The 19196-nt window shown below is 54.8% G+C and carries 13 protein-coding genes and 1 tRNA gene; 4 read left to right on the top strand and 10 right to left on the bottom strand.

Annotated elements, in window-relative coordinates:
* Window positions 1–22: 22 nt before the first annotated feature.
* Genes LQZ21_RS11490 through LQZ21_RS11480 form a run of 3 tightly spaced genes read right to left on the bottom strand, consistent with a single transcriptional unit; the run spans window position 23 to window position 2538 of the window.
* Window positions 23–703 carry a methionine ABC transporter permease gene (locus LQZ21_RS11490; RefSeq protein ID WP_411044527.1) on the bottom strand — a complete coding sequence of 227 codons (681 nt, stop codon included), beginning with the start codon at window positions 701–703 and terminating at the stop codon, window positions 23–25.
* A complete protein-coding gene (locus LQZ21_RS11485) occupies window positions 696–1727 on the bottom strand; it encodes a methionine ABC transporter ATP-binding protein (protein WP_411044525.1) in 1032 nt (343 codons plus the stop codon). Before LQZ21_RS11485 ends, LQZ21_RS11490 begins: the two co-directional genes overlap by 8 nt.
* 1 nt (window position 1728) lies before the next feature.
* Window positions 1729–2538: a MetQ/NlpA family ABC transporter substrate-binding protein gene (locus LQZ21_RS11480; RefSeq protein ID WP_411044524.1), complete on the bottom strand. Its 810-nt coding sequence runs from the start codon at window positions 2536–2538 to the stop codon at window positions 1729–1731.
* A 466-nt stretch (window positions 2539–3004) separates the two neighbouring features.
* On the opposite strand from LQZ21_RS11480, the gene LQZ21_RS11475 reads away from it, so the two are divergent.
* On the top strand, window positions 3005–4342 hold the full coding sequence (locus LQZ21_RS11475) for a citrate/2-methylcitrate synthase (protein ID WP_411044523.1): 1338 nt from the start codon (window positions 3005–3007) through the stop codon (window positions 4340–4342).
* Between the two features lie 30 nt (window positions 4343–4372).
* On the opposite strand, the gene LQZ21_RS11470 is transcribed toward LQZ21_RS11475, so the two are convergent.
* From LQZ21_RS11470 to LQZ21_RS11445, 6 genes are all read right to left on the bottom strand, one after another.
* Window positions 4373–6973, bottom strand: coding sequence for an ATP-dependent Clp protease ATP-binding subunit (locus LQZ21_RS11470; RefSeq protein ID WP_411044521.1), 2601 nt, complete (start codon window positions 6971–6973; stop codon window positions 4373–4375).
* Window positions 6974–7334: 361 nt separating this feature from the next.
* Entirely contained in the window at window positions 7335–8813 is a 1479-nt protein-coding gene (locus LQZ21_RS11465) for a hypothetical protein (RefSeq protein WP_411044519.1), read from the bottom strand.
* On the bottom strand, window positions 8810–9583 hold the full coding sequence (locus tag LQZ21_RS11460) for an outer membrane lipoprotein-sorting protein (protein ID WP_411044518.1): 774 nt from the start codon (window positions 9581–9583) through the stop codon (window positions 8810–8812). The genes LQZ21_RS11465 and LQZ21_RS11460 overlap by 4 nt, the downstream gene beginning before the upstream one ends.
* A 3-nt stretch (window positions 9584–9586) precedes the next feature.
* Complete coding sequence (locus tag LQZ21_RS11455; protein ID WP_411044516.1) at window positions 9587–12304, bottom strand: efflux RND transporter permease subunit; 2718 nt, start codon at window positions 12302–12304, stop codon at window positions 9587–9589.
* 23 nt (window positions 12305–12327) lie between these two features.
* A complete protein-coding gene (locus LQZ21_RS11450; RefSeq protein ID WP_411044514.1) occupies window positions 12328–13008 on the bottom strand; it encodes a TetR/AcrR family transcriptional regulator in 681 nt (226 codons plus the stop codon).
* Between the two features lie 372 nt (window positions 13009–13380).
* A complete protein-coding gene (locus LQZ21_RS11445; RefSeq protein ID WP_411044512.1) occupies window positions 13381–14250 on the bottom strand; it encodes a serine hydrolase domain-containing protein in 870 nt (289 codons plus the stop codon).
* Between the two features lie 113 nt (window positions 14251–14363).
* On the opposite strand from LQZ21_RS11445, the gene LQZ21_RS11440 reads away from it, so the two are divergent.
* Window positions 14364–15383, top strand: a complete 1020-nt coding sequence (locus LQZ21_RS11440; RefSeq protein ID WP_411044510.1) for an SDR family oxidoreductase — start codon at window positions 14364–14366, stop codon at window positions 15381–15383.
* 205 nt (window positions 15384–15588) lie between these two features.
* Window positions 15589–15660, top strand: a tRNA-Cys gene (locus LQZ21_RS11435).
* A gap of 100 nt (window positions 15661–15760) precedes the next feature.
* Here LQZ21_RS11435 and LQZ21_RS11430 read toward each other — a convergent pair.
* Entirely contained in the window at window positions 15761–17752 is a 1992-nt protein-coding gene (locus tag LQZ21_RS11430; protein ID WP_411044508.1) for a hypothetical protein, read from the bottom strand.
* A gap of 147 nt (window positions 17753–17899) precedes the next feature.
* Between LQZ21_RS11430 and LQZ21_RS11425 the strand changes: the two genes are divergently transcribed.
* Entirely contained in the window at window positions 17900–18931 is a 1032-nt protein-coding gene (locus LQZ21_RS11425; RefSeq protein ID WP_411044507.1) for a peptidylprolyl isomerase, read from the top strand.
* Window positions 18932–19196 lie beyond the last annotated feature (265 nt).

Genomic DNA, 19196 nt, shown 5'->3' with positions numbered 1-19196 from the left:
TCCATCCTTAAAGAACCGCTGTTTAGTGGGTTGTTTTCCGCGCGAAAAACGCCCCCAGACCCTGAATAATCGTTACAATCAAGATCAATACGATCACCGTCACTATGGTAACATCCGTTTGGTACCGTTGATACCCGTAACGGATGGCAAAATCCCCCAGCCCGCCGCCCCCCACTGCTCCGGCCATGGCGGTAAGCCCCACCAGGCTGATAAAGGTAATGGTGGTTCCCCGGATGATGCCGGGGATGCTTTCCTTGAGGTATACCCGAAAAACGATCCCCCCGGGGCTGGTACCCAGGGCCTGGGCCGCCTCAATAGAACCCCGGTCAATCCCGGCCAGGGCGCTTTCCATTTGGCGGGTAAAAAAGGGTACCGTCCCAAAAACCAGGGGAACTATGGCGCCCCTGACCCCAATCGCCGTACCCACTATCGCCCGGGTAACCGGAATCAGCAGGGCAATCAGGATGATAAAGGGTACGGACCGGAAAAAATTGATGATCTTGTCCAGGACCGTCCACAGGGGGATATTCTCCAGAATGTCCCCCTTCCGGGTAACGGTGAGGATAACCGCGAGGACTATCCCGATGCCAAAGGTTATCGCTCCGGTAATGATCATCATATACAGGGTCTGTCCCAGGCATTTTAACAGCTCCGGTATCTTGGTTACCACATTGGGCATCAATTTGGCCAACAACTCACCCATGTTTGAGCACCTCTATCCGTACCCCCCGGTCGGTGATCCATTGCATTGCCCCGGCAATGGCGTCCCCTTCACCGTCCAGGATAGTGATAAGCCCCCCCAGGGGGGTCTCCTGAATAATATCAAGATCGCCAAAAATGATATTGATCTTTATATTAAACCCTATGGACACCGTAGAGATCAACGCCTCCACGGTATTTCGGCCCACATAACTAAAGTGGGCAAGGATCTGGTTCGGTTTCAGCCGGATAATGGGGGAATCTTCCCGCAAAAGATCGTAAATTTTATACAGATTCGAGGTGGTGGCGATAAAATCTCGGGTGATCCGTTGGGAGGGATTGGAAAAAACATCAAAAATCGAACCGCATTCAATGATTTCCCCCTTTTCCATCACCGCCACCCGGGTACAAATCGATTTTACCACGTTCATCTCGTGGGTGATAAGGACAATGGTGAGGCCTAACTTTTTATTCAGATCCTTAAGCAGACCCAGGATAGACTGGGTAGTCTGGGGATCCAGGGCGCTGGTGACCTCGTCGCAGAGGAGTATCGACGGGTTGGTGGCCAGGGCCCGGGCTATGCCGACCCGCTGCTTCTGCCCCCCCGAAAGCTGGGAGGGGTAGGCGTGTTCCTTATCGGCAAGGTCCACCAGCGTAAGCAGTTCCCCCAGCCGCTGGGCGATTGCCCCCGGGGACAGGCCCCGGTAGCGCAGGGGATAGGTGATATTTTCAGCCACCGTCCGGGATTGGAACAGGTTAAAGTGCTGAAAGATCATCCCGATATTTTTACGGGCCCGCCGGAGTTCCCGGGGGGAAAACTTCATAAGGTCCTGCTGGTTTATCAGGACCTCCCCCGAATCGGGCCTTTCCAGCATATTGATACAGCGGACCAGGGTGCTTTTTCCCGCGCCGGAAAAGCCGATAACCCCAAAAATCTCACCCTCCCCCACCATAAGGGATACGTCCTTTACCGCGGAAACCCTATTTTTTCCGTAAAATGTTTTCGAGACCTGGGTAAGGCGTATCATATTACCACGCGGGGATAAAGGCTCCCTTATATTCCTTTTGGAATATCTCCTTTACCGCATCGGTATGGTATTCCTCCACGATCCGTTTATACACGGGATCGTCCTTTTCCGCGGTACGGACCACCAATACGTTGATATAGGGGTTTTGGCTGCCCTCGCTCTGGCGTTCCAGGGCCAGGCTGTCCCGTTCCGGGTTCAGTCCCGCGTCCACCGCGTGGCCCCCGTTGATAATCGAGGCGGTTACGTCATCCAGCAGCCGGGGGGTCTGGGCCGCCTCCACCTCGATGAACTCCAACCCCAGGGGGTTTTCCGCAATATCGCTCAACGCCGGGGTGGGTCCCGCCTCGGCGGGAATTTTAAGCAGCCCCGCCTTTTCAAGGACCCGCAGGGCGCGGCCCTCGTTTACCAGGTCATTGGGGATGGCGATCTTATCCCCGGCCTTGATCTCGGAAACCGATTTGATTTTCCGGGAAAACAGGCCCAGGGGGGCCAGCAGGGTTTCCCCAATCGGGGTAAGATGGTAATTTTTGGTTTTTACTTCATTCGCCAAATAGGCATAATGCTGAAAGGCGTTCATGTCAATTTCACCATCCTCTAGCGCCCGGTTGGGTAAAACATATTCGGAAAATTTGACCAGTTCAATGCGGATCCCCTCGTTTTTAAGGGCCGCCGCAATGGGTTCCCACATGGCGGTTATTTCACCCACCGTACCGATCTTTACCACCCGTTCATTGACCGCTGCCTTCTGGCCCGTGCCAAACACCACGGCGCCGATAAGAAACACCGGTAACAGGACAAAAATTTTTTTCATCTCAAAATCCTCCGATTAATTTATCCTAATCCTATATGATTAGTATGTTATTAATCAGGATACTATGGTGAAAATAAATTGTCAATCGGAGGAAGCAAAAAACATACAAATTTTGAAGGTGAAATTTAACTTTGAAGATGAAATTTAACCACGAACCACACGAACAGAAACAAAGGCAAATTGGCATTTTCACCGATAGTTCTTTCCTGCTTTCCCACGAACAAAGAAGAGAATTCAGGTATCAATTCCGGAATATCGAAGCAAAAGTTCGTGATGTTCGTATCGTTCGTGGTTAATCCTATTCTTCCTGTGTAACATGAGTTATAATATAGAAGCAAAAGTTCGAGGTTAACTATTCTCCCTGTTCGTGGTTGTTTTAAACTGCGAATTACTGACTTGAAATCGCCTCCCTTGTATAAACATTCATTATATGGTATGTTTTTGTATAAATATGCGCGGAGGCCCTATGAGTGATATCAGGGATTTTGTATCGGAAATATCGGGGAACGATTATATCGATTCCTCATTATATAGCAGATTCAACGTAAAAAGGGGGCTTCGGAACGCCGACGGGACCGGGGTCCTGGTGGGGCTTACCCGGATCGGGGATGTGCACGGCTACCTCTTGGATGAGGGGGAAAAGGTCCCGGTGGAAGGCAAACTGTATTACCGGGGTATTGATGTGGAACATATCACCGCCACGGCCGCCGCCGAGGGACGCTTTAGCTTTGAGGAGACGGTTTACCTCCTCGTGTTCGGCGTGCTTCCCAGCCGGGAGCAGCTGGAGAAATTCTGCACCCTGATGGGGCAAAACCGGGTGCTACCGGATAATTTTGCGGAAGATTCCATCATGAAGGCCCCTTCCCGGGACATCATGAACAAACTCGGCCGTTCGGTATTGACCCTCTACTCCTACGATGCGGACCCCGAAAACCTGTCGCCGGAAAACGTACTGCGCCAGTGCATAGAGCTTATCGCCCGGTTTCCCACCATTGTGGCCTACTCGTATATGGCGAAAAAGCACTACTACGACCACGAAAGCCTTATCATCCACCAGCCGCCCGCTTCCTGCCAGAGCGCCGAGACCATCCTGTCCCTCATCAGGCCGGATCAGCAGTTTACCCGGCTGGAAGCGGAAATTCTCGATCTGGCCCTGACCCTCCACGCGGAACACGGCGGGGGGAACAACTCGACCTTTGCGGTTCACCTGGTGTCTTCCGCGGATACCGATACCTATGCCGCCATCACCGCGGGGATCAACTCCCTTAAGGGGTTTAAACACGGGGGGGCCAATATCAAGGTCATGGGGATGATGGAGGATATCAAAAAAGAGGTAAGCCGCTGGGACCACGAGGGGGAAGTAGCGGACTACCTGGAGCGGATCCTCCGGGGAGAAGCCTACGACCACTCGGGCCTGATCTATGGCCAGGGCCATGCGGTGTATACCAAATCGGATCCCCGGGCAGTGCTGCTGCGGGATAAAGCGGCAATTTTGGCGGAAGAAAAGAACCTGATGGATGAATTTAACCTCTACCGTTTGATCGAACGGCTTACCCCGGAGGTTTTCAGAAAAATTAAGGACTCCGACAAATATATCTGCGCCAATGTGGATTTTTACTCCGGTTTTGTTTACAAAATGCTGGGGATCCCTTCGGAGCTATACACCCCCCTGTTCGCGGTAAGCCGGGTGGCGGGCTGGTGCGCCCATAGGCTGGAAGAACTCATCGCCGGCAACCGGATCATCCGGCCCGCCTATAAGTGCGTTCAGCCCCGGTTGGCGTATATTCCCATGGAGAAACGGTGAGGGGACGATTAACCCGCTGTCGACACCGGGCTAAAGGCCGGCGTTGTTGAGGACCGCCAGGGGATCGGTTTGTTTTACCTCCCCTTCGCCGGCAAGCTTTGCCGGACCGGCCTTGGGATGGAATTTTATCTTCCCCTCCCGGCCCTCAGCGACAAAAACGGTTCCATAGGCATAGTTCCCCTCCAGGATCAAGAGGGACAGGGGATCCTCCAGTTCCTTCTGGATGGTCCGGCGCATGGGCCGGGCGCCGTATTTGGGGTCCCAGCCCTTCTCCACCAGGAGCCGCCGGGCCGCGGGAAGGATCCGCAGGTCATACCCCTGCTCTTCAAGGCGGGAGGACAGTTCCTTTACCTGAATATCCAGGATGGCCTCCACCTGTTTTGTGTCCAAGGCATGGAATACCACCACATCGTCCAGGCGGTTGATAAATTCGGGGCTAAAGAGCCGGCGCAGCTCCGAAAGGGCCGCGGCCTCGATTTCCCCGAGGTTCATGATCCCGGTCCCGGAGGAGAAGCCCAGCCGGGAATCCCGGGAGATTTCCCGTACCCCGGCATTGCTGGTCATGATGATCACCGTATTCCGGAAGCTCACCGTATGCCCCAGGTTATCCCGGAGTTCCCCCTCCTCCAACACCTGCAAAAGGAGGTTAAACACGTCGTGGTGGGCCTTCTCGATTTCATCAAAAAGCACCACCCGGTAGGGGTTCCGGCGGATCCGCTCGGTCAGGACCCCCCCCTCCTCATAACCGATATACCCCGGGGGCGCCCCTACCAGCCGGGATGCGTTGTGTTTTTCCATAAAGTCCGACATATCGATCCGAACCAGGGAATCCTCATTACCAAAGAGGTACTCCGCCAGGCTCTTGGCCAGGAGCGTCTTTCCAACCCCGGTGGGGCCCAGGAATATGAAGGAGCCCAGGGGCCGGGCATGGCTGGATATCCCCGCCCGGGACCTGCGGATGGCCGAGGCGATCCGCTTAACCGCGTTATCCTGGCCGATCAGGGATTTATGCAGTTCCTCTTCTATTTTAAGGAGCCGCTTGGATTCCTGTTTCTCAAGACGGGTGAGGGGTATGCCGGTGGTTTCAGCCACCACCCGGCGGATATCCGCCTCCTCCACCACCGTCCACTCATTCCCCTCTGCCCGCTCCCAGGCGTCCCGGGCGGTCTCCAGGCGGATCCGCAGATTCCGCACCTTGTCCCGAATATCCGCGGCCCGTTCATAGTCCTGGGCCGTCACTAGGGCGCTTTTTTCTTCGGTTAATTGCCGTATTTCATGTTCAATATCGGCAATTTCCGGGGGCTGGACGTTGTACGCCAACTTCCGCATGGCCCCGGCTTCGTCCAGGACATCTATGGCCTTATCGGGCATAAAACGACCAAAGACATAGCGCTGGGCCATCTTCGCCGCGGCATAAACCGCTTCCGGGGTGTAATGTACCCGGTGGTACTCCTCATAATGTTTCTGAAGGCCCTGGAGGATTGCCAGGGTTTCGTCAAAACTGGGTTCCTCCACCAAAATAGCCTGAAAGCGCCGTTCCAAGGCGGCGTCCTTTTCAAAATGTTTACGGTATTCCGCCAGGGTGGTGGCGCCGATACATTGGACGTTCCCCCGGGACAGGGCGGGTTTAAGCATATTCGATGCGTCAATGGTCCCTTCGGCGCCCCCCGCGCCAATAATGGTATGGATCTCATCAATAAAGAGGATCACATTTCCCGCCTGCATGATTTCCTTCATGATCTTTTTAAGCCGTTCCTCAAACTCCCCCCGGTATTTGGTACCCGCTACCACGGAACCTATGTCCAGGGAAAGGATCCGCCGGCCCGCCAGGGCATCGGGAACGTCCTCCCCCACCAGAAACTGGGCCAGCCCCTCAACAATGGCGGTTTTTCCCACTCCGGGCTCCCCTACCAAAACCGGGTTATTCTTGGTCCGCCGGGCAAGGATCCGCACCGCCCGCTCAATTTCCTTACCCCGGCCCACCACGGGATCGAGTTTCCCCGCCTTTGCCTGGCCGGTAAGGTCCCGGGAAAACTCATCCAGGGTTGGGGTCAGGACGGGGTAGGTAACCGGAATGGGCCTGCTCCCCTGGCCAACGGGGTGTTCCTCCCGGGAACCATCCTCTTTCCGCAGAAAATAGGGTTCGTACCCGTCGGGATAACGGTACATCCCGGCGTCTTTGGAACCCATCCTCCGGTTAAAATTGGTTTGTACCACCACCCGGAGCATATCCGTATCCAGACTCCGTTGGTACAGGTAAATCTGGATGGGAGAATTCGGTTCCCGCATGGCGGCAAACAGGATGTGCTCGGTACCGATATAATCATTCCCCATGTTCCGGGCTTCTTCCCCGGCCGCGTCCAGCATGACCTTCGTCCGTTTGGCGGGAGGGACATCTCCATGGAGCAATGCGCCGGGCATCCGGGGAATTTCATTTTCCAGGGTGTGTCTGAATTCCAGGAGATCTATCTTGAGGTACATCAGGGCTTTGCACGCGACCCCCCCCCCTTCCCTGAGGAGGGAAATAATAATATGTTCAGGCAAAAGTTGATCCGAATTATACCGCCGAGCCTCTTCCTGCGCGTCAATATACAACAGCCGCTGCACCCTTTGGGTTAATCCTTTTATCAATGCCTACTCCCATTACCGAATATATGGCGCGTCCGCAAAACACGCCCTATGGCCATCCGCAACAAACCCAAGCAAAAACCCAACTTCCCTCAATTATAGTATACTCAAGCCGCTTATACAAGGGAATTTTAGATCCCCTAAACTTATGATACCTAAAAGAAAGAGAATTCGACCACAAAGGCGCAGAGTAGACCACTACATGGTCAATTAAATGAGAAGAAGGAAGTCGAAAACAGGGAAAAGTGAAGAGTAGGGCGTTCTTCTCATTCTTCTCTCTTAATTCTTCATCCTTCCTTCTGCGCCTTCTTCGCCTTCGTGGTGAATTTCTTAATCCCGTGTGTATTTTAGTCCATACAATCTCCTAGAAAGTATAGGTCAATCCCAGTTTTATGAAACCGTTGTCCCGGTATTGTCCCAGTTCCCCCTGACGGTTTCCCGCGAAGACACCCCCGGAAAATTCCAGGACCACATCGCCCCGGGTCCAGAAAAGGCCGGGCAGGATATAAACATCCTGGTCCTCCAGCCCCCAGATCAGGGCGGTCCGCAGTTCCAGTTCATCCCGGAGAAACTTCTTTGAAAGGATCCCCGTCAGCCGGGTGGAAGTGGGTTTCTTTCCCGCTTCGGTATCTACGGCGATATTATCCGTAAGGCGGTGCTGCAGGAGCCGGATGGTCTCATTCACCTGAAGGTTGAGGTTTATGCCCCAGAGGAGATCCCGGTCAAAGCCCAGGGACCAGGCGAGGAAGGGGTTGTATACCCCCCCGTCATCACCGGAAAGGTCCTCGGTGATATGGGCCGCCAGTTCCGCCCGGAGGTTAAAGCCCCGGATCACCTGGGCATAATCCACGCCGATCTGGTGGTAGGGGGTATAGGTAAGCTGGGGATGGATTCCCTCGGAGGAGTTCGGGTAGTCTTTCAAGCCCTTTATATGTATGGCGGGCTGGGGCAGCCTGCCGTAATAGTACTGAAAGCCCAGATCCGATGAAGCCCAGGTAGTGGTAAACCGGAACCCTCCCTGGGCATAGTCCAGGGTAGAGGTATCGGGAGGGGTAACGCTGAAAGGACCGGCGGCAAGGAGAACCCCCATGAGGGAAATGATTGCAGCCGGGGATGCGCCGGACTGGTACAGCCAGTCCTCCATGGCCAGGGGAAGGTCGGAATACATTTCAGTGACCTGGACGGGCGCCCAGCGTCCGGTGGTGTCGAAGCGGTGGCCCTCAAACCAGGGAACAAAAACAGCCTCCAGCTTTGAAAAATCACCGAAGGCGTAGGAGAGATGCACCAGGGGCCGCGCTATTTTCAGGCGCTGCATATCGCTCATAGCCGTCAGGTCCCGGTAATCCAGGGGATTTACCACGTCCAGGGGACCCAGACTGTCGGCCTTGCCCCAGGTGAGTTTCCGCAGGCCCCCTTCGATACTGAAGGAGCCGAAATAGGCCCGGGCATAGGCCTCGTCAAGTTCCACGGGGGAACGGGACCCGTCAAAGACGGGCCGCAGGTTCAGGTTGATAACCCCGTCGGCATTGGACCCGGAGGCGGAGAAGTTGAGTTTTCCGGAAAAGATATTCCCCAGGGCGCCGGGAAAATTCTCGGGTATAAAATTATAGACATAGCCCACTAATTCCGCGCCAATCTCACCCCCGATACGGATTCCTGGTACCAGGGAACTTACGGGAGCAGGGGCCTCCCCCTCCCCTTCCTCATCGAAGCCGAAACCAAAATCATCCTGGGCCCCCAGCGGCGCCAGGAGGATACCAAAGAACGTCCCCAAAAGGAGGAACCTTTTTAAAACAGCGGGAGTCTTTTGAAAAACACCCCAGGGAACAAGCTTCTTTTTCATCGGGGCCTCCCGGTTTCAAGATAGCTGGTGGTAAACACCCCCTCCGGGATGGGATCGTCGTATTTGAGGATATCCATGGTAATGGTGGTGGAGCTTCCCGCGGTGACAGTGGTCATCCGGGTTACCACCGGGCTTAACCGGCCCTGCACCTCTTTGACCTCCAGGATTTCCACCTGCTTAACCAGGGTTCCCCGGCGGTCATAGAGATCTATCCTATAGGAGATGCGGGAGGACTTGTCTATCCACTGGACCATTTTTGAATATTGGTAGGACTTATCCTTGGGCACCGATTCAATCACGTGGCAAAGATGGCCGTTGAGGCTCTCCTCCCGCAGCAGGGTATGGGTATCCAATTCCACGTCCCGGCTCGCGGAAGAAATATCGTCGTAGGAAAAATCGGTCCCCATAAAATTGCCCGAACCTTCGGAGGCGGCGATCCGCCGGACCTTTCCCAGGGCGGGGAGGAAGATCCACCGGTCATCGGGGTTTCCCGGATTTTCCATGGTAAGGAACCGGGTATTGGCCACCGAAGGGGGGCGCTGGAACACGATGATGGTCCGGTCCCCCCGGGGACCGTCCTTGGAATACTGATCCAAAACCCGCTCGCTGGTACTTCCGTCCTTGGCGGTAATCACCATCCGGGACCGGGAAGAAACCGTATCCGCGGTGATCCGGTCCCGGGAGGCGCGGACTATAGATTGGGCATCCTGGGCATAACCCAATACCAGGCCGGCAAAAAATATCCCCCAAAAAAACATACTTTTTTTCATATGCTACTCCTTCCCCACAAATTTGGGTTTAATCAGGGTAAGCAAGACGGGTATCACCGTAAGGCTTACCAATGCGCTGGTTCCCATGGTAAGGGCGATGAGGAGCCCCAGATCCCCCAACATATTAAATTGGGAGAAGGCCAGGACCCCAAAACCGGCGCCTACCGAAACCGCGTTGATAATAATGGCCTTTCCCGAGGTGGCAAAGGTCTTCCACAAAAAATTACCCTTCCCGCCCCCGGAGGCGAGGTACTCCCGTTTATAGGCCCCCAGGTAGTGGATGGTATAATCGATCCCTATCCCCACGGAGATGCTGGCCACCATGGAGGTTCCGATGTTCAGTTTTATCCCCAGGAAACCCATCACCGCGAAATTGATCAGGATCGAAATGGACAGGGGGGCAATGCCGATTAAACCCGCCACCGGGGACCGGTTGGAAAGGGCTATGATGAGGAACACCGCAAAGAGGGAAATAAACACCGAGCTTAACTGGGATTGTACCACCAGGCGGTTGATGGAACCCTCTACCAGGGCGCTGCCCCCCACGATCACCCTGAGGGTTTGGGGAAAATGGGCCGCCACATAGTTGTGTATTTCCCCGATGATCCCATCGGTGTCCTCCTGTCCGGTGGTCCGCATCTGGACCGTGGATTTTATCGCCGTCGGTTCCAGGGGATCATTGGCATAGGCCTCGATGCTCCCGGAAAGCAGCACCAGGTAGTTGGACACCAGGATGCCCAGTTCCTCCGGGGAGGTTTTTCCGTACCGCTGGGGGTCCCGGGGTACCTCGTAGTAGGCGGCCCCCTGGTAATTCACCAGACGATGAAATTCCCGGACCAACTCGTTGGTGTTCATGGACCGGTCCCTGCCGGAACTGGCCGCCCTATCCAGGAGAACCGCCAGTTCCTCCAGGGTGTAGCCCTCTTCCTCCCCGCCGGAAAAAGCCTCCCCCGTTCCGCCGGTTTCCGCCGCGCCGTCGCCGAAGAAACCGAAACCCTCCTCAAGGCCACCGAACCCAAAGCCATCGCCGGAGAAGCCGAAATCTTCGTCAAGACCGTTGAATCCAAAGCCGTCCATGCCGGGTTCGGTTTCGGAAAAACCAACATCCCTATTCGTCCCGGCAGCCACCGGAGCCGCCGGGGCCGATAAACCCTCGGGGCTTTCATCGGCGTTAAAGACCTGGTTGATCCGCTTGACCAGATCCGTAAAACCCATGACCTTGCCCACCTGGGGAACCCGTTCTTCCAGGTAGCGGTTCATATCCTCCATAAGCCCCAGGGTGTCGGGGTGGAGGATGGTTTCCGGCTTATCCGCCTCGACCATGACACTGACCACCTTGGAGCCCCCGAATTTTTCCCGGATAAACCGATCCGACCTATAGATATCCGTGGTGGATTTAAAATATTCCACCATCACGTTGTCCACGATTATTTGGGAGAGGCCATAGAGGGATACCAGAATCACCCCCACGGTTACCACCAGGACGGTATATTTCTTTCGTGCCAGGGATGAAAAGGTATGGGCGATCCCCCTGCTGAGGGAATCGTAACCCTCGTTTTCAATCTTCGCCTCGGAACGGGAGGGCCGGAACATTTTCGGCCCCCGGATCAGGAGCAGGGAGGGGATCAGGGTTACGGCGATGGCGAAGGATACCATTACCCCAAAGCTGGAAAAAAGTCCGAATTCCCGGATGGGGACCACCGGGGTAAAACAGCAGGAGACAAACCCCACAAAGGTGGTCAGGGCGGCGAGGAAGATGGGTTTTCCTATCTGCCGGAGCAGGGAAAAGATAAGTTCCCGGTGTTCTTCGGGACTGAGGTCGCCGCCCTTGAGCTGCATATCCCCGATATAGTGGGTAATCACATGGATCCCATAGGCGCTGCCCACCGCCACCAGGATCACCGGCAGTATCGTCGAGATGACCGAAAGCTTAACGTCAAAAAGGGGCATGGCCCCAATGGACCAAATAACGGCGATCAAAACCGTCAGGAGGGGAAGGACCACCGCGCTGATCCGGCGGAAGGAAAAAAACAGCACCAACAGTACCACGATGATCACCAGGGGAACCAGGAGGATAAGGTCGGCCTGGATAGCCTCGTTCACCGTGGCACTTAGCACGGGCACCCCCGTAACATACACCTCCGCGGAACCCGCGAACATCTCCCGGGCAAGGTCCCGAATTTTGATAAAATTCTCCACCACATCGGGCCGCCCCGCCTCATCCATGGGGATATCCATGGGCACCATGATCTGGGTGGCGGTAAAATCATCGGAAACCAGGGCCCGTTCGTAGAGATTCCAGGAGAGGAGCCGCTGTTTTAATTCGGCAATCTCCTCCGCCGTGCCGCTGAAATTTTCACCCACCAGTTTCTCCACCAGGATGGTATCCCCGGAGCCGGTGATGTAATCGGTGCTTATAATGGAATTAACGGGATCCACCAGGTCGATTTCTTCGATCCGCCGGACATATTCCTTGATCCGGCTGAGAAATTGGGCATCAAAGATGGTTCCGTATTTCCGTTCCAGGCCCACCAGGATAAACAGGGAGCTTCCAAAGGTATCGTCGATGTATTCGGAGGTGAGCCGGGCCTGGTCGGTTTTGGGTATAAACCGGAAATTGTTGTTATCCAATTCCATCCGGGGAAACTGGAGGGCAAAAAACAGGGTAATGATTCCGATCGCCGCCGTAATAAGCCAGGGATGTTTAAAAAATTTCTCCATAAATACCTCTTTCCGGTCAGGGATTACGATTCCGCCTTATCCGATAAAACAAAAAAGGACCGGGGGAGCCCTTCCTTGGCGATACCCCGGAGGATAATTTCAAAAATGTTTTTCATTTCGTTAATAACGGAAAGGACTGTTTTGGAATCCCGGGGTATATTGGCTGAATTTCCCACTATATAAGAAAAAATGGTGATAATTACATGCGAAATGGTCCCCGTATTAACCGAAGAATCAAAAAGCCCCTCGGTTATTCCCCGTTCGGTTATTTCCTTGAGCAAAAAATAGATGTCTGCCCAGGCATCATCCCGTATCTGGTTTTCCCCCATGGAAAAGAGGGGGAAAGCCGGGGCTAAATAATTCCATATATGCAGGATCACAAAGATGTCCTCGGACTCGCCGAACAGGGTAACATAACTGGTCCAGAGGGTTTTTATGGCGTCCAGGGCCGACGCAGCGGGATCAAGCCGGGAACGGACATAACGTATAAAATGGTCGGCGCTTTCCCGGAGGATCTCCTCATACAAAACCTCTTTGGAGGAAAAATAAAGGTATAGGGTGGCCTTACTCAGCTCTGTTTTTTGGGCGATATCCGCCATACTCACCGCTTCCGCTCCGTGTTCCAGGATAAGTTCCTTGGCACATCCCATGATCAGGGCCTTCCGTTCCGCTTTTTCCCGTTCCTTCCGTTCTTGGATTCCCAAAACAGACTCCTTCAAAATAACCGACGGTCATTTTTTATCTTATCGTATTTTAATAACCAATATAATTATTATAACTAATAGTCACCATGCTGTCAAGGGTTTAATTTCAAAAGACAGGAATTTTTTAAACAATCCTTGGGGGATGCCCCGAAATTCGGCTTATAACTCATGTTACGCAAGGGTCCCAAGGAGAAATTTTAACTACGAACCTCACGAACAGAAACAAAGACAAATTGGCGTTTTCACGATAGTTCTTTCCTGTTTCCCACGAATAAAGAAGAGAATTCAGGTATAAATTCCGGAATACCGAAGCAAAAGTTCGTGATGTTCGTGTCGTTCGTGGTTAATCCTATTCTTCCTGCATAACAGGAGTTATAATTGCGGCAGTATATGATCCCAGACCGCGTAGAGGATGGGGAACATGGTTTCTTCATCGGAACTAATGGCCACCACGGCGTCCTCCCGGGGGAGGACCACCACAAACTGCCCGTTTTTGCCGTCGGCCCGGTATCCGCCGTGACGGCAGTTCCAAAAACAATAGCCGTACCCCAGATCGCAATCGGCGGCCTTAAGCAGCTTGGTGGTAATATGGGGCCTGGTGGCGGTATCGATCCAGGAGGCGGAGACAAGCTGTTTCCCCTGCCAGTTTCCCCGTTGGAGGAGTAATTGACCAAACCGCGCCAGGCTGCCGGTGCTCAACTCCAGCCCGGTGGCCCCCAGGGTATGGCCGTCGGCGCTGGTTTCCCAGACCGGATCGGGAATGTCCAGGGGTCTAAAGAGCCGGTCGAGGAGAAAATCCCGGACCCGCTGCCCCACCGCCCCGCTTACCATGGCGGAAGCCAAAAAGGTAGACCCGTTATCGTAAACGAACCGGGTCCCGGGGTCCCGGGTTAAGGTCTGGGCAAGGGCCTCGTCCACCCCGGCGGGGCGGGAAAACTCAGGATGCCCCCGGCTCATGGTCAAAAGGTGTTCCAGGGTCAGTAGGGAAAGCCGCGGAGCCGGGTCCGGTACCCGGCCAGGAAAGGCATCCAGCACCCGGTCCCGCAGGGAAAGTTTCCCCTCGTCAATAGCCATCCCCACCGCCAGGGAGGTAAAACTCTTACTCACCGAATAAACCGGCCGGGGCGCTTCAGGGACCCAGCGGTACCGGGCAGCCTCTTCCCCGTGCTGCAGTACCACGATCCCCTCCACCTTCAATGACTGCCGGTCAATCGCTTCCGTATAGGGTTTAATATTCATCATTCCCCCTATTCACTATATAGCATAGCGCCGAAAAAGACTCCAGCCTACCAGCGGTTCCCCAAGGGACGAATATGGATTAAAATAGGAATCGGTTCAAAAATAAGGAGGATGTCATGAAGGTATTATTTATCGGCGGAACCGGTACCATCAGTACGGCTATTTCCCGGCAGCTTTTGGCCCAGGGGGCGGAGCTCTTTCTCCTCAACCGGGGAAACCGCAATCAGGTGCTTACCGGGGCGGTGACGGAACTCCGCTGCGATATCCATAACGAGGCCGAGGCTGCGGAAAAATTACGGGGCCTATCTTTTGACGTGACCGCGGATTTTATCGCCTTTACCCGGGATCAGGTGGAGCGGGATTTCAGGCTTTTCAAGGACAAGACAAAACAGTACATCTTTATCAGTTCCGCCTCGGCCTATCAAAAACCCCTGCCCGATTACCGGATTACCGAAGGTAGCTCCCTGGCCAATCCCTATTGGCAGTATGCCCGGGACAAGATCGCCGGTGAGGATTTTCTCTTTAACATGTACCGGGAGGAAGGGTTCCCCATAACCGTGGTGCGGCCCAGCCACACCTACGATGAGCGGCGCGTCCCCCTGGGGGTACACGGCAAAAACGGAAGCTGGCCAGTCTTAAAACGGATGCTGGCGGGAAAACCGGTGATTATCCATGGGGACGGTACCGCCCTATGGACCATGACCGCCAACAGCGACTTTGCCCGGGCCTTTATCGGCCTTATGGGGAACATCCACGCCCTGGGCGAGGCAGTACAGATCACCTCCGACGAGACCGTAACCTGGAATCAGGTATACCAGACCATCGCCGCCGTCCTGGGGGTCCCCCTCAAGGCGGTGCATATATCCAGCGAGTTCCTGGCCCTATGCGGAAAGGAATACGACTTTACCGGCAGCCTCCTGGGGGACAAGGCCAACTCCGTGGTTTTTGATAATACCAAACTAAAACGGCTGGTTCCGGGTTTTACCGCGCAGATCAGCTTTTCCCAGGGCATCCACGCCACCATTGAATACATCCTCGCCCACCCGGAATATCAGCAGGAGGACCCGGAATTTGACGCCTGGTGCGACCGGCTCATCGCCGCCCGGGAAAAACTACTGGAGGAGCTAGGGGCTTGACCCTCCTGTAGACAAAATAAGGTTTTTTTGATATGATTAAAAATCTGCGGAAGCCTTAGTTTGGTTTCCGGAGGCTTCCCGGCGAAAATCGCTAATTTGTTGTAATACAAGGAATTAGTGCAATATGCTTTTCGCCATGGGAAGGATTTTGGTCCATGAGGGTTGTTCGAGAACCCGCGGTTTCCGAACAACCCTGGTATATCACGGCGCCGTACCCAAGCGGTAAGGGAGAGGTCTGCAAAACCTTTATGCGGCGGTTCGATTCCGCCCGGCGCCTTTTAGCCAACATACCGGATTTGCCCGAGATAATTAACATGACCCGGAGCAGAGCGCAGCTCGAAGGTCCGGTGGCTCCTTAGTTGGCGCAAAACAGTCTACTATAAACGATGATAACATTCGTCAATAATGGGGATTACCGAATCCAGGGTAAATCCTAATGCTTCCAGGGCCTTTTTTTCCTGGCTTTCTTCCCAGTTCATATAGGGATCCGAATAGTGATTTTTTAAGAAATTATAAACCAGATCCTCCGCCGCACCCGGAAGGGTAAAAAAGAGTCTTTTCCCGGAACCCATAACTTTTCTAATGGCCCCCCGGACCCGGGAGAGGAAACGATCCTGATACACATCGTAAGAACGGCCGGAAAGTTCCCGAAGACGGTCGGAGACAGAACCGCTGGGTTTGTTCGGAGAACCGGACGGCCTCCGCACCGGAACCTGGCCAAGCGCCGCCTTTTTCCCCGGCGACTCGACCGGCACAGAAGCCGCCTTCGCCCGGACCGGGGACGCAGCCGGCACAGAAGCCGCCTTAGCGTGGACCGGGGATGTGGCCGGCGTGGCAGCGGCCTTGGCGTGGACCGGGGACGCGGCCGGCGCGGAAGCCGCCTTCGCCCGGACCGGGGACGCAGCCGGCGCAGCAGCCGCCTTGGTGCGGGCTGGGGATGTGGCCGGCGCAGGGGCCGCCTTCACCCGGACCGGGGACGCGGCCGGCGCAGCAGCCGCCTTGGCGCGGACCGGGGACGCGGCCGGCGCGGAAGTCGCCTTCGCCCGGACCGGGGACGCCGTGATACGGGGCTTGGAGCGGACCGGAAGGGGGGTGGCGCCCCGGGCTTTGGCGCGGGTCAAGGCCGGAGAGGGCCGCTTAGGACGGGCCGGGGCTTGGGCAGCGGTCCCGGCGGCTTCGGTCGGCTCCGGCGGGGCTATACGGAAGGACTTCCGGGGTTTTCGGCGGAAAGCGAAAGGCGCGGCAGGGGAAACCTTGGACGCCTTTACGGATCTTGCCGGCGTACCGGTCCGGCGGGACCTGGTTTTCCTGAAAACCACCCGGGGATCGATGGTTTTCGGCCGGCGCCGCTGGGCAGTCTCCTTTGAAACCTGGTGTTCCAGCGCGGCTTTTATCGAATTCCACTTCCGTTGAAGGTAGGCATCCCCCCGAATCGAATAATAGTACCCTGTCACCAGGACCGACAGAACCGAGGCGAGTACCTCATCATCCCGGAGTTTATTTGCCCTGCCCCGGCGGATAGCCAAATACACCGCGTGGTGTTTGGTACCGTATTTTTTTGAATAGAAATAAAGAAGCTGTTCAAAAGCCGGATCATTAAGGTGATTCCAGTATTTGATACAATACGCCAGGGTTTGATCCTCCGGCTTGATCATATCCCCGGGAATTTCGATTCGGGCCAGATCCTCCGGGGAAAATTCAATGGCCGTCAGGTCTATCATGGGACGGGTTTGGGATTTTCGATGCCCCTGTTTTTTTTGCCGGGAATAACTCTTCCAGTCCTCCTGGATCTGCCGCTGCTGTTCCCGTTCCAAGGCCTGCCGCCGTTCGTCTTCCCGGCGGCTTAGGGCTTCCTCCACCACCGATAAAGACTGGTTTATGTAGGAACGGATCAGCTCCGTTGCCTTGTCCATGGATTTGACGTGAAAATCAAGCTCTTCCGCGTAATGGAGCAGCCGTTCCATCTGCCCCTGGGCTTCATAGGGCTCCTTGGGCAGCACCAACAGGATAGCATCCGCCGCTTTTATGGTGGAAATCACGTCTTTTTCATTATAGGATTCGACTTTTTCGACGATATAACCAATGGTTCTTTTGACCCGTTCCAGGGCGCGGGCCCCCAAATTCCGGTAGGCCTTGGCCAGGATGAGTTTGTACGCGGGGTCCCGGGAACGGTAACAGCGCATGAGTATGGCCCTGAATTCATCCTGGGGATACCGGGGTTTGAGGCGGGTTTGATATAAAACCAGGGCGTCCTGGGGACGGTGGGAGTTTCTTAATTCAAAATACCGTTCAATATCGGGATCATAATCCGGTGACAGAAAAGGATACTCCAACCGTAGTAATTCATCCTCAATTTTCTGTACATTCATCAACTTAAGTATAAAATGAAACGCTATTTTTGTATACCAAGCCAGCATTTAATGTTTATCCGGAATACATCCAAAGACTTGAACCTGAGAATTGCCGGACTTTGGCGGACGTGTTGTCCCACCCGTCCAAATATGATATACTAAGGTATGGATATTTTTTCAAAATTTTTTTGGGGATGTCTTATCGCGGCTTGTTTGACCGGAAATACCGCCTGTACCGCTAAGGAAAGAAACGATTTGGGGGACGGATTATTTGCCCGCATCAAAACCGGTAAGGGCGATATGATCCTCAAGCTTGAGTACCAAAAGGCGCCCCTCACGGTCTGTAATTTTGTGGCCCTGGCGGAGGGTAAAATGAACAATACCGGGGGGAAGCCCTTCTATGACGGGCTTTCCTTTCACCGGGTGGTGGACGATTTTATGATCCAGGGAGGCGATCCCCTGGGGAACGGGACCGGCGGGCCAGGCTACAGCTTTCCCGATGAATTTGATCCCAGCCTTACCCACGATGGCCCGGGGGTACTCTCTATGGCCAATGCGGGTCCCGGCACCAATGGGAGCCAGTTTTTTATTACCCATCGGGCTACCCCCTGGCTGGACGGCAAACATTCGGTTTTCGGCCGTATTGTCCGGGGGCAGGAGGTGGTGGACGCGATCCGGGAGGGCGACCGCATCGAAAAGGTTACCATCATCCGGAACGGAAGCGAGGCCGAGGCCTTTAAGGGGGATCAGGCCGCTTTTGACCGGCTGGTGCAGCAGGCGGTAGCAGCGGCGGTGGAAAAGACCCGGGCAAAACGGGAAGCGGATATCGCTGAAATCACGGTGAAATTTCCGGATACCGTCAAAACCCCGTCGGGGCTGCGGTATACCATTATCCAGGAGGGATCAGGGCCCAAACCAACCCCCGGCCAAACCGTGTCGGTGGGATATAAGGGGATGTTCCTTTCCGGTCAGGTCTTCGACGCCTCTGATTTGCACGGCGGCCCCCTGGAATTCCAGGCCGGGGCGGGACAGATCATCCCCGGTTGGGAAGAAACGGTCCTGGATATGCGTCTGGGTGAAAAGCGCCGGGTAATTATCCCCCCGGAACTGGCCTACGGCGATCAGGGCGCAGGCAATGGGGCCATCCCCGGAAACACCTTCCTGGTTTTTGAGATGGAACTGACGGGAATCCGGTAAGGAAGGGCAAAGGCTTTTACTTTTTTATTAATACCCAAAGAATTTAACCACGAACCAACACGAACTACACGAACAAAGAGGAAGAGAGTGAGAAGGGAGGAGAGAGGAGTTATGGTACCGAGCCATACATCTCCTCACTCCTAATTCCTAACTTCTCTCTCCATTTTTCCTCATTTTTTTCCCAAAAACTAAAGCATCCTGCATCCCCGTGCCTTATTATTCCCGGAGGTATTTCATGGCTATCCATAAACCGAAAGATAACAGC

It is taken from the genome of Treponema sp. TIM-1 (genome assembly GCF_046533115.1).
Taxonomy (GTDB): Bacteria; Spirochaetota; Spirochaetia; order Treponematales; family Breznakiellaceae; genus JAIRMO01.
Note: the sequence above shows the minus strand (reverse complement) of the source record. Positions and strands in the feature narration are given on the sequence as shown.

Coding starts and splice junctions, on each gene's coding strand:
- LQZ21_RS11490 (WP_411044527.1), bottom strand. CDS start 703: ATGGGTGAGTTGTTGGCCAAATTGATGCCCAATGTGGTAACCAAGATA.
- LQZ21_RS11485 (WP_411044525.1), bottom strand. CDS start 1,727: ATGATACGCCTTACCCAGGTCTCGAAAACATTTTACGGAAAAAATAGG.
- LQZ21_RS11480 (WP_411044524.1), bottom strand. CDS start 2,538: ATGAAAAAAATTTTTGTCCTGTTACCGGTGTTTCTTATCGGCGCCGTG.
- LQZ21_RS11475 (WP_411044523.1), top strand. CDS start 3,005: ATGAGTGATATCAGGGATTTTGTATCGGAAATATCGGGGAACGATTAT.
- LQZ21_RS11465 (WP_411044519.1), bottom strand. CDS start 8,813: ATGAAAAAGAAGCTTGTTCCCTGGGGTGTTTTTCAAAAGACTCCCGCT.
- LQZ21_RS11460 (WP_411044518.1), bottom strand. CDS start 9,583: ATGAAAAAAAGTATGTTTTTTTGGGGGATATTTTTTGCCGGCCTGGTA.
- LQZ21_RS11455 (WP_411044516.1), bottom strand. CDS start 12,304: ATGGAGAAATTTTTTAAACATCCCTGGCTTATTACGGCGGCGATCGGA.
- LQZ21_RS11445 (WP_411044512.1), bottom strand. CDS start 14,250: ATGATGAATATTAAACCCTATACGGAAGCGATTGACCGGCAGTCATTG.
- LQZ21_RS11440 (WP_411044510.1), top strand. CDS start 14,364: ATGAAGGTATTATTTATCGGCGGAACCGGTACCATCAGTACGGCTATT.
- LQZ21_RS11430 (WP_411044508.1), bottom strand. CDS start 17,752: ATGAATGTACAGAAAATTGAGGATGAATTACTACGGTTGGAGTATCCT.
- LQZ21_RS11425 (WP_411044507.1), top strand. CDS start 17,900: ATGGATATTTTTTCAAAATTTTTTTGGGGATGTCTTATCGCGGCTTGT.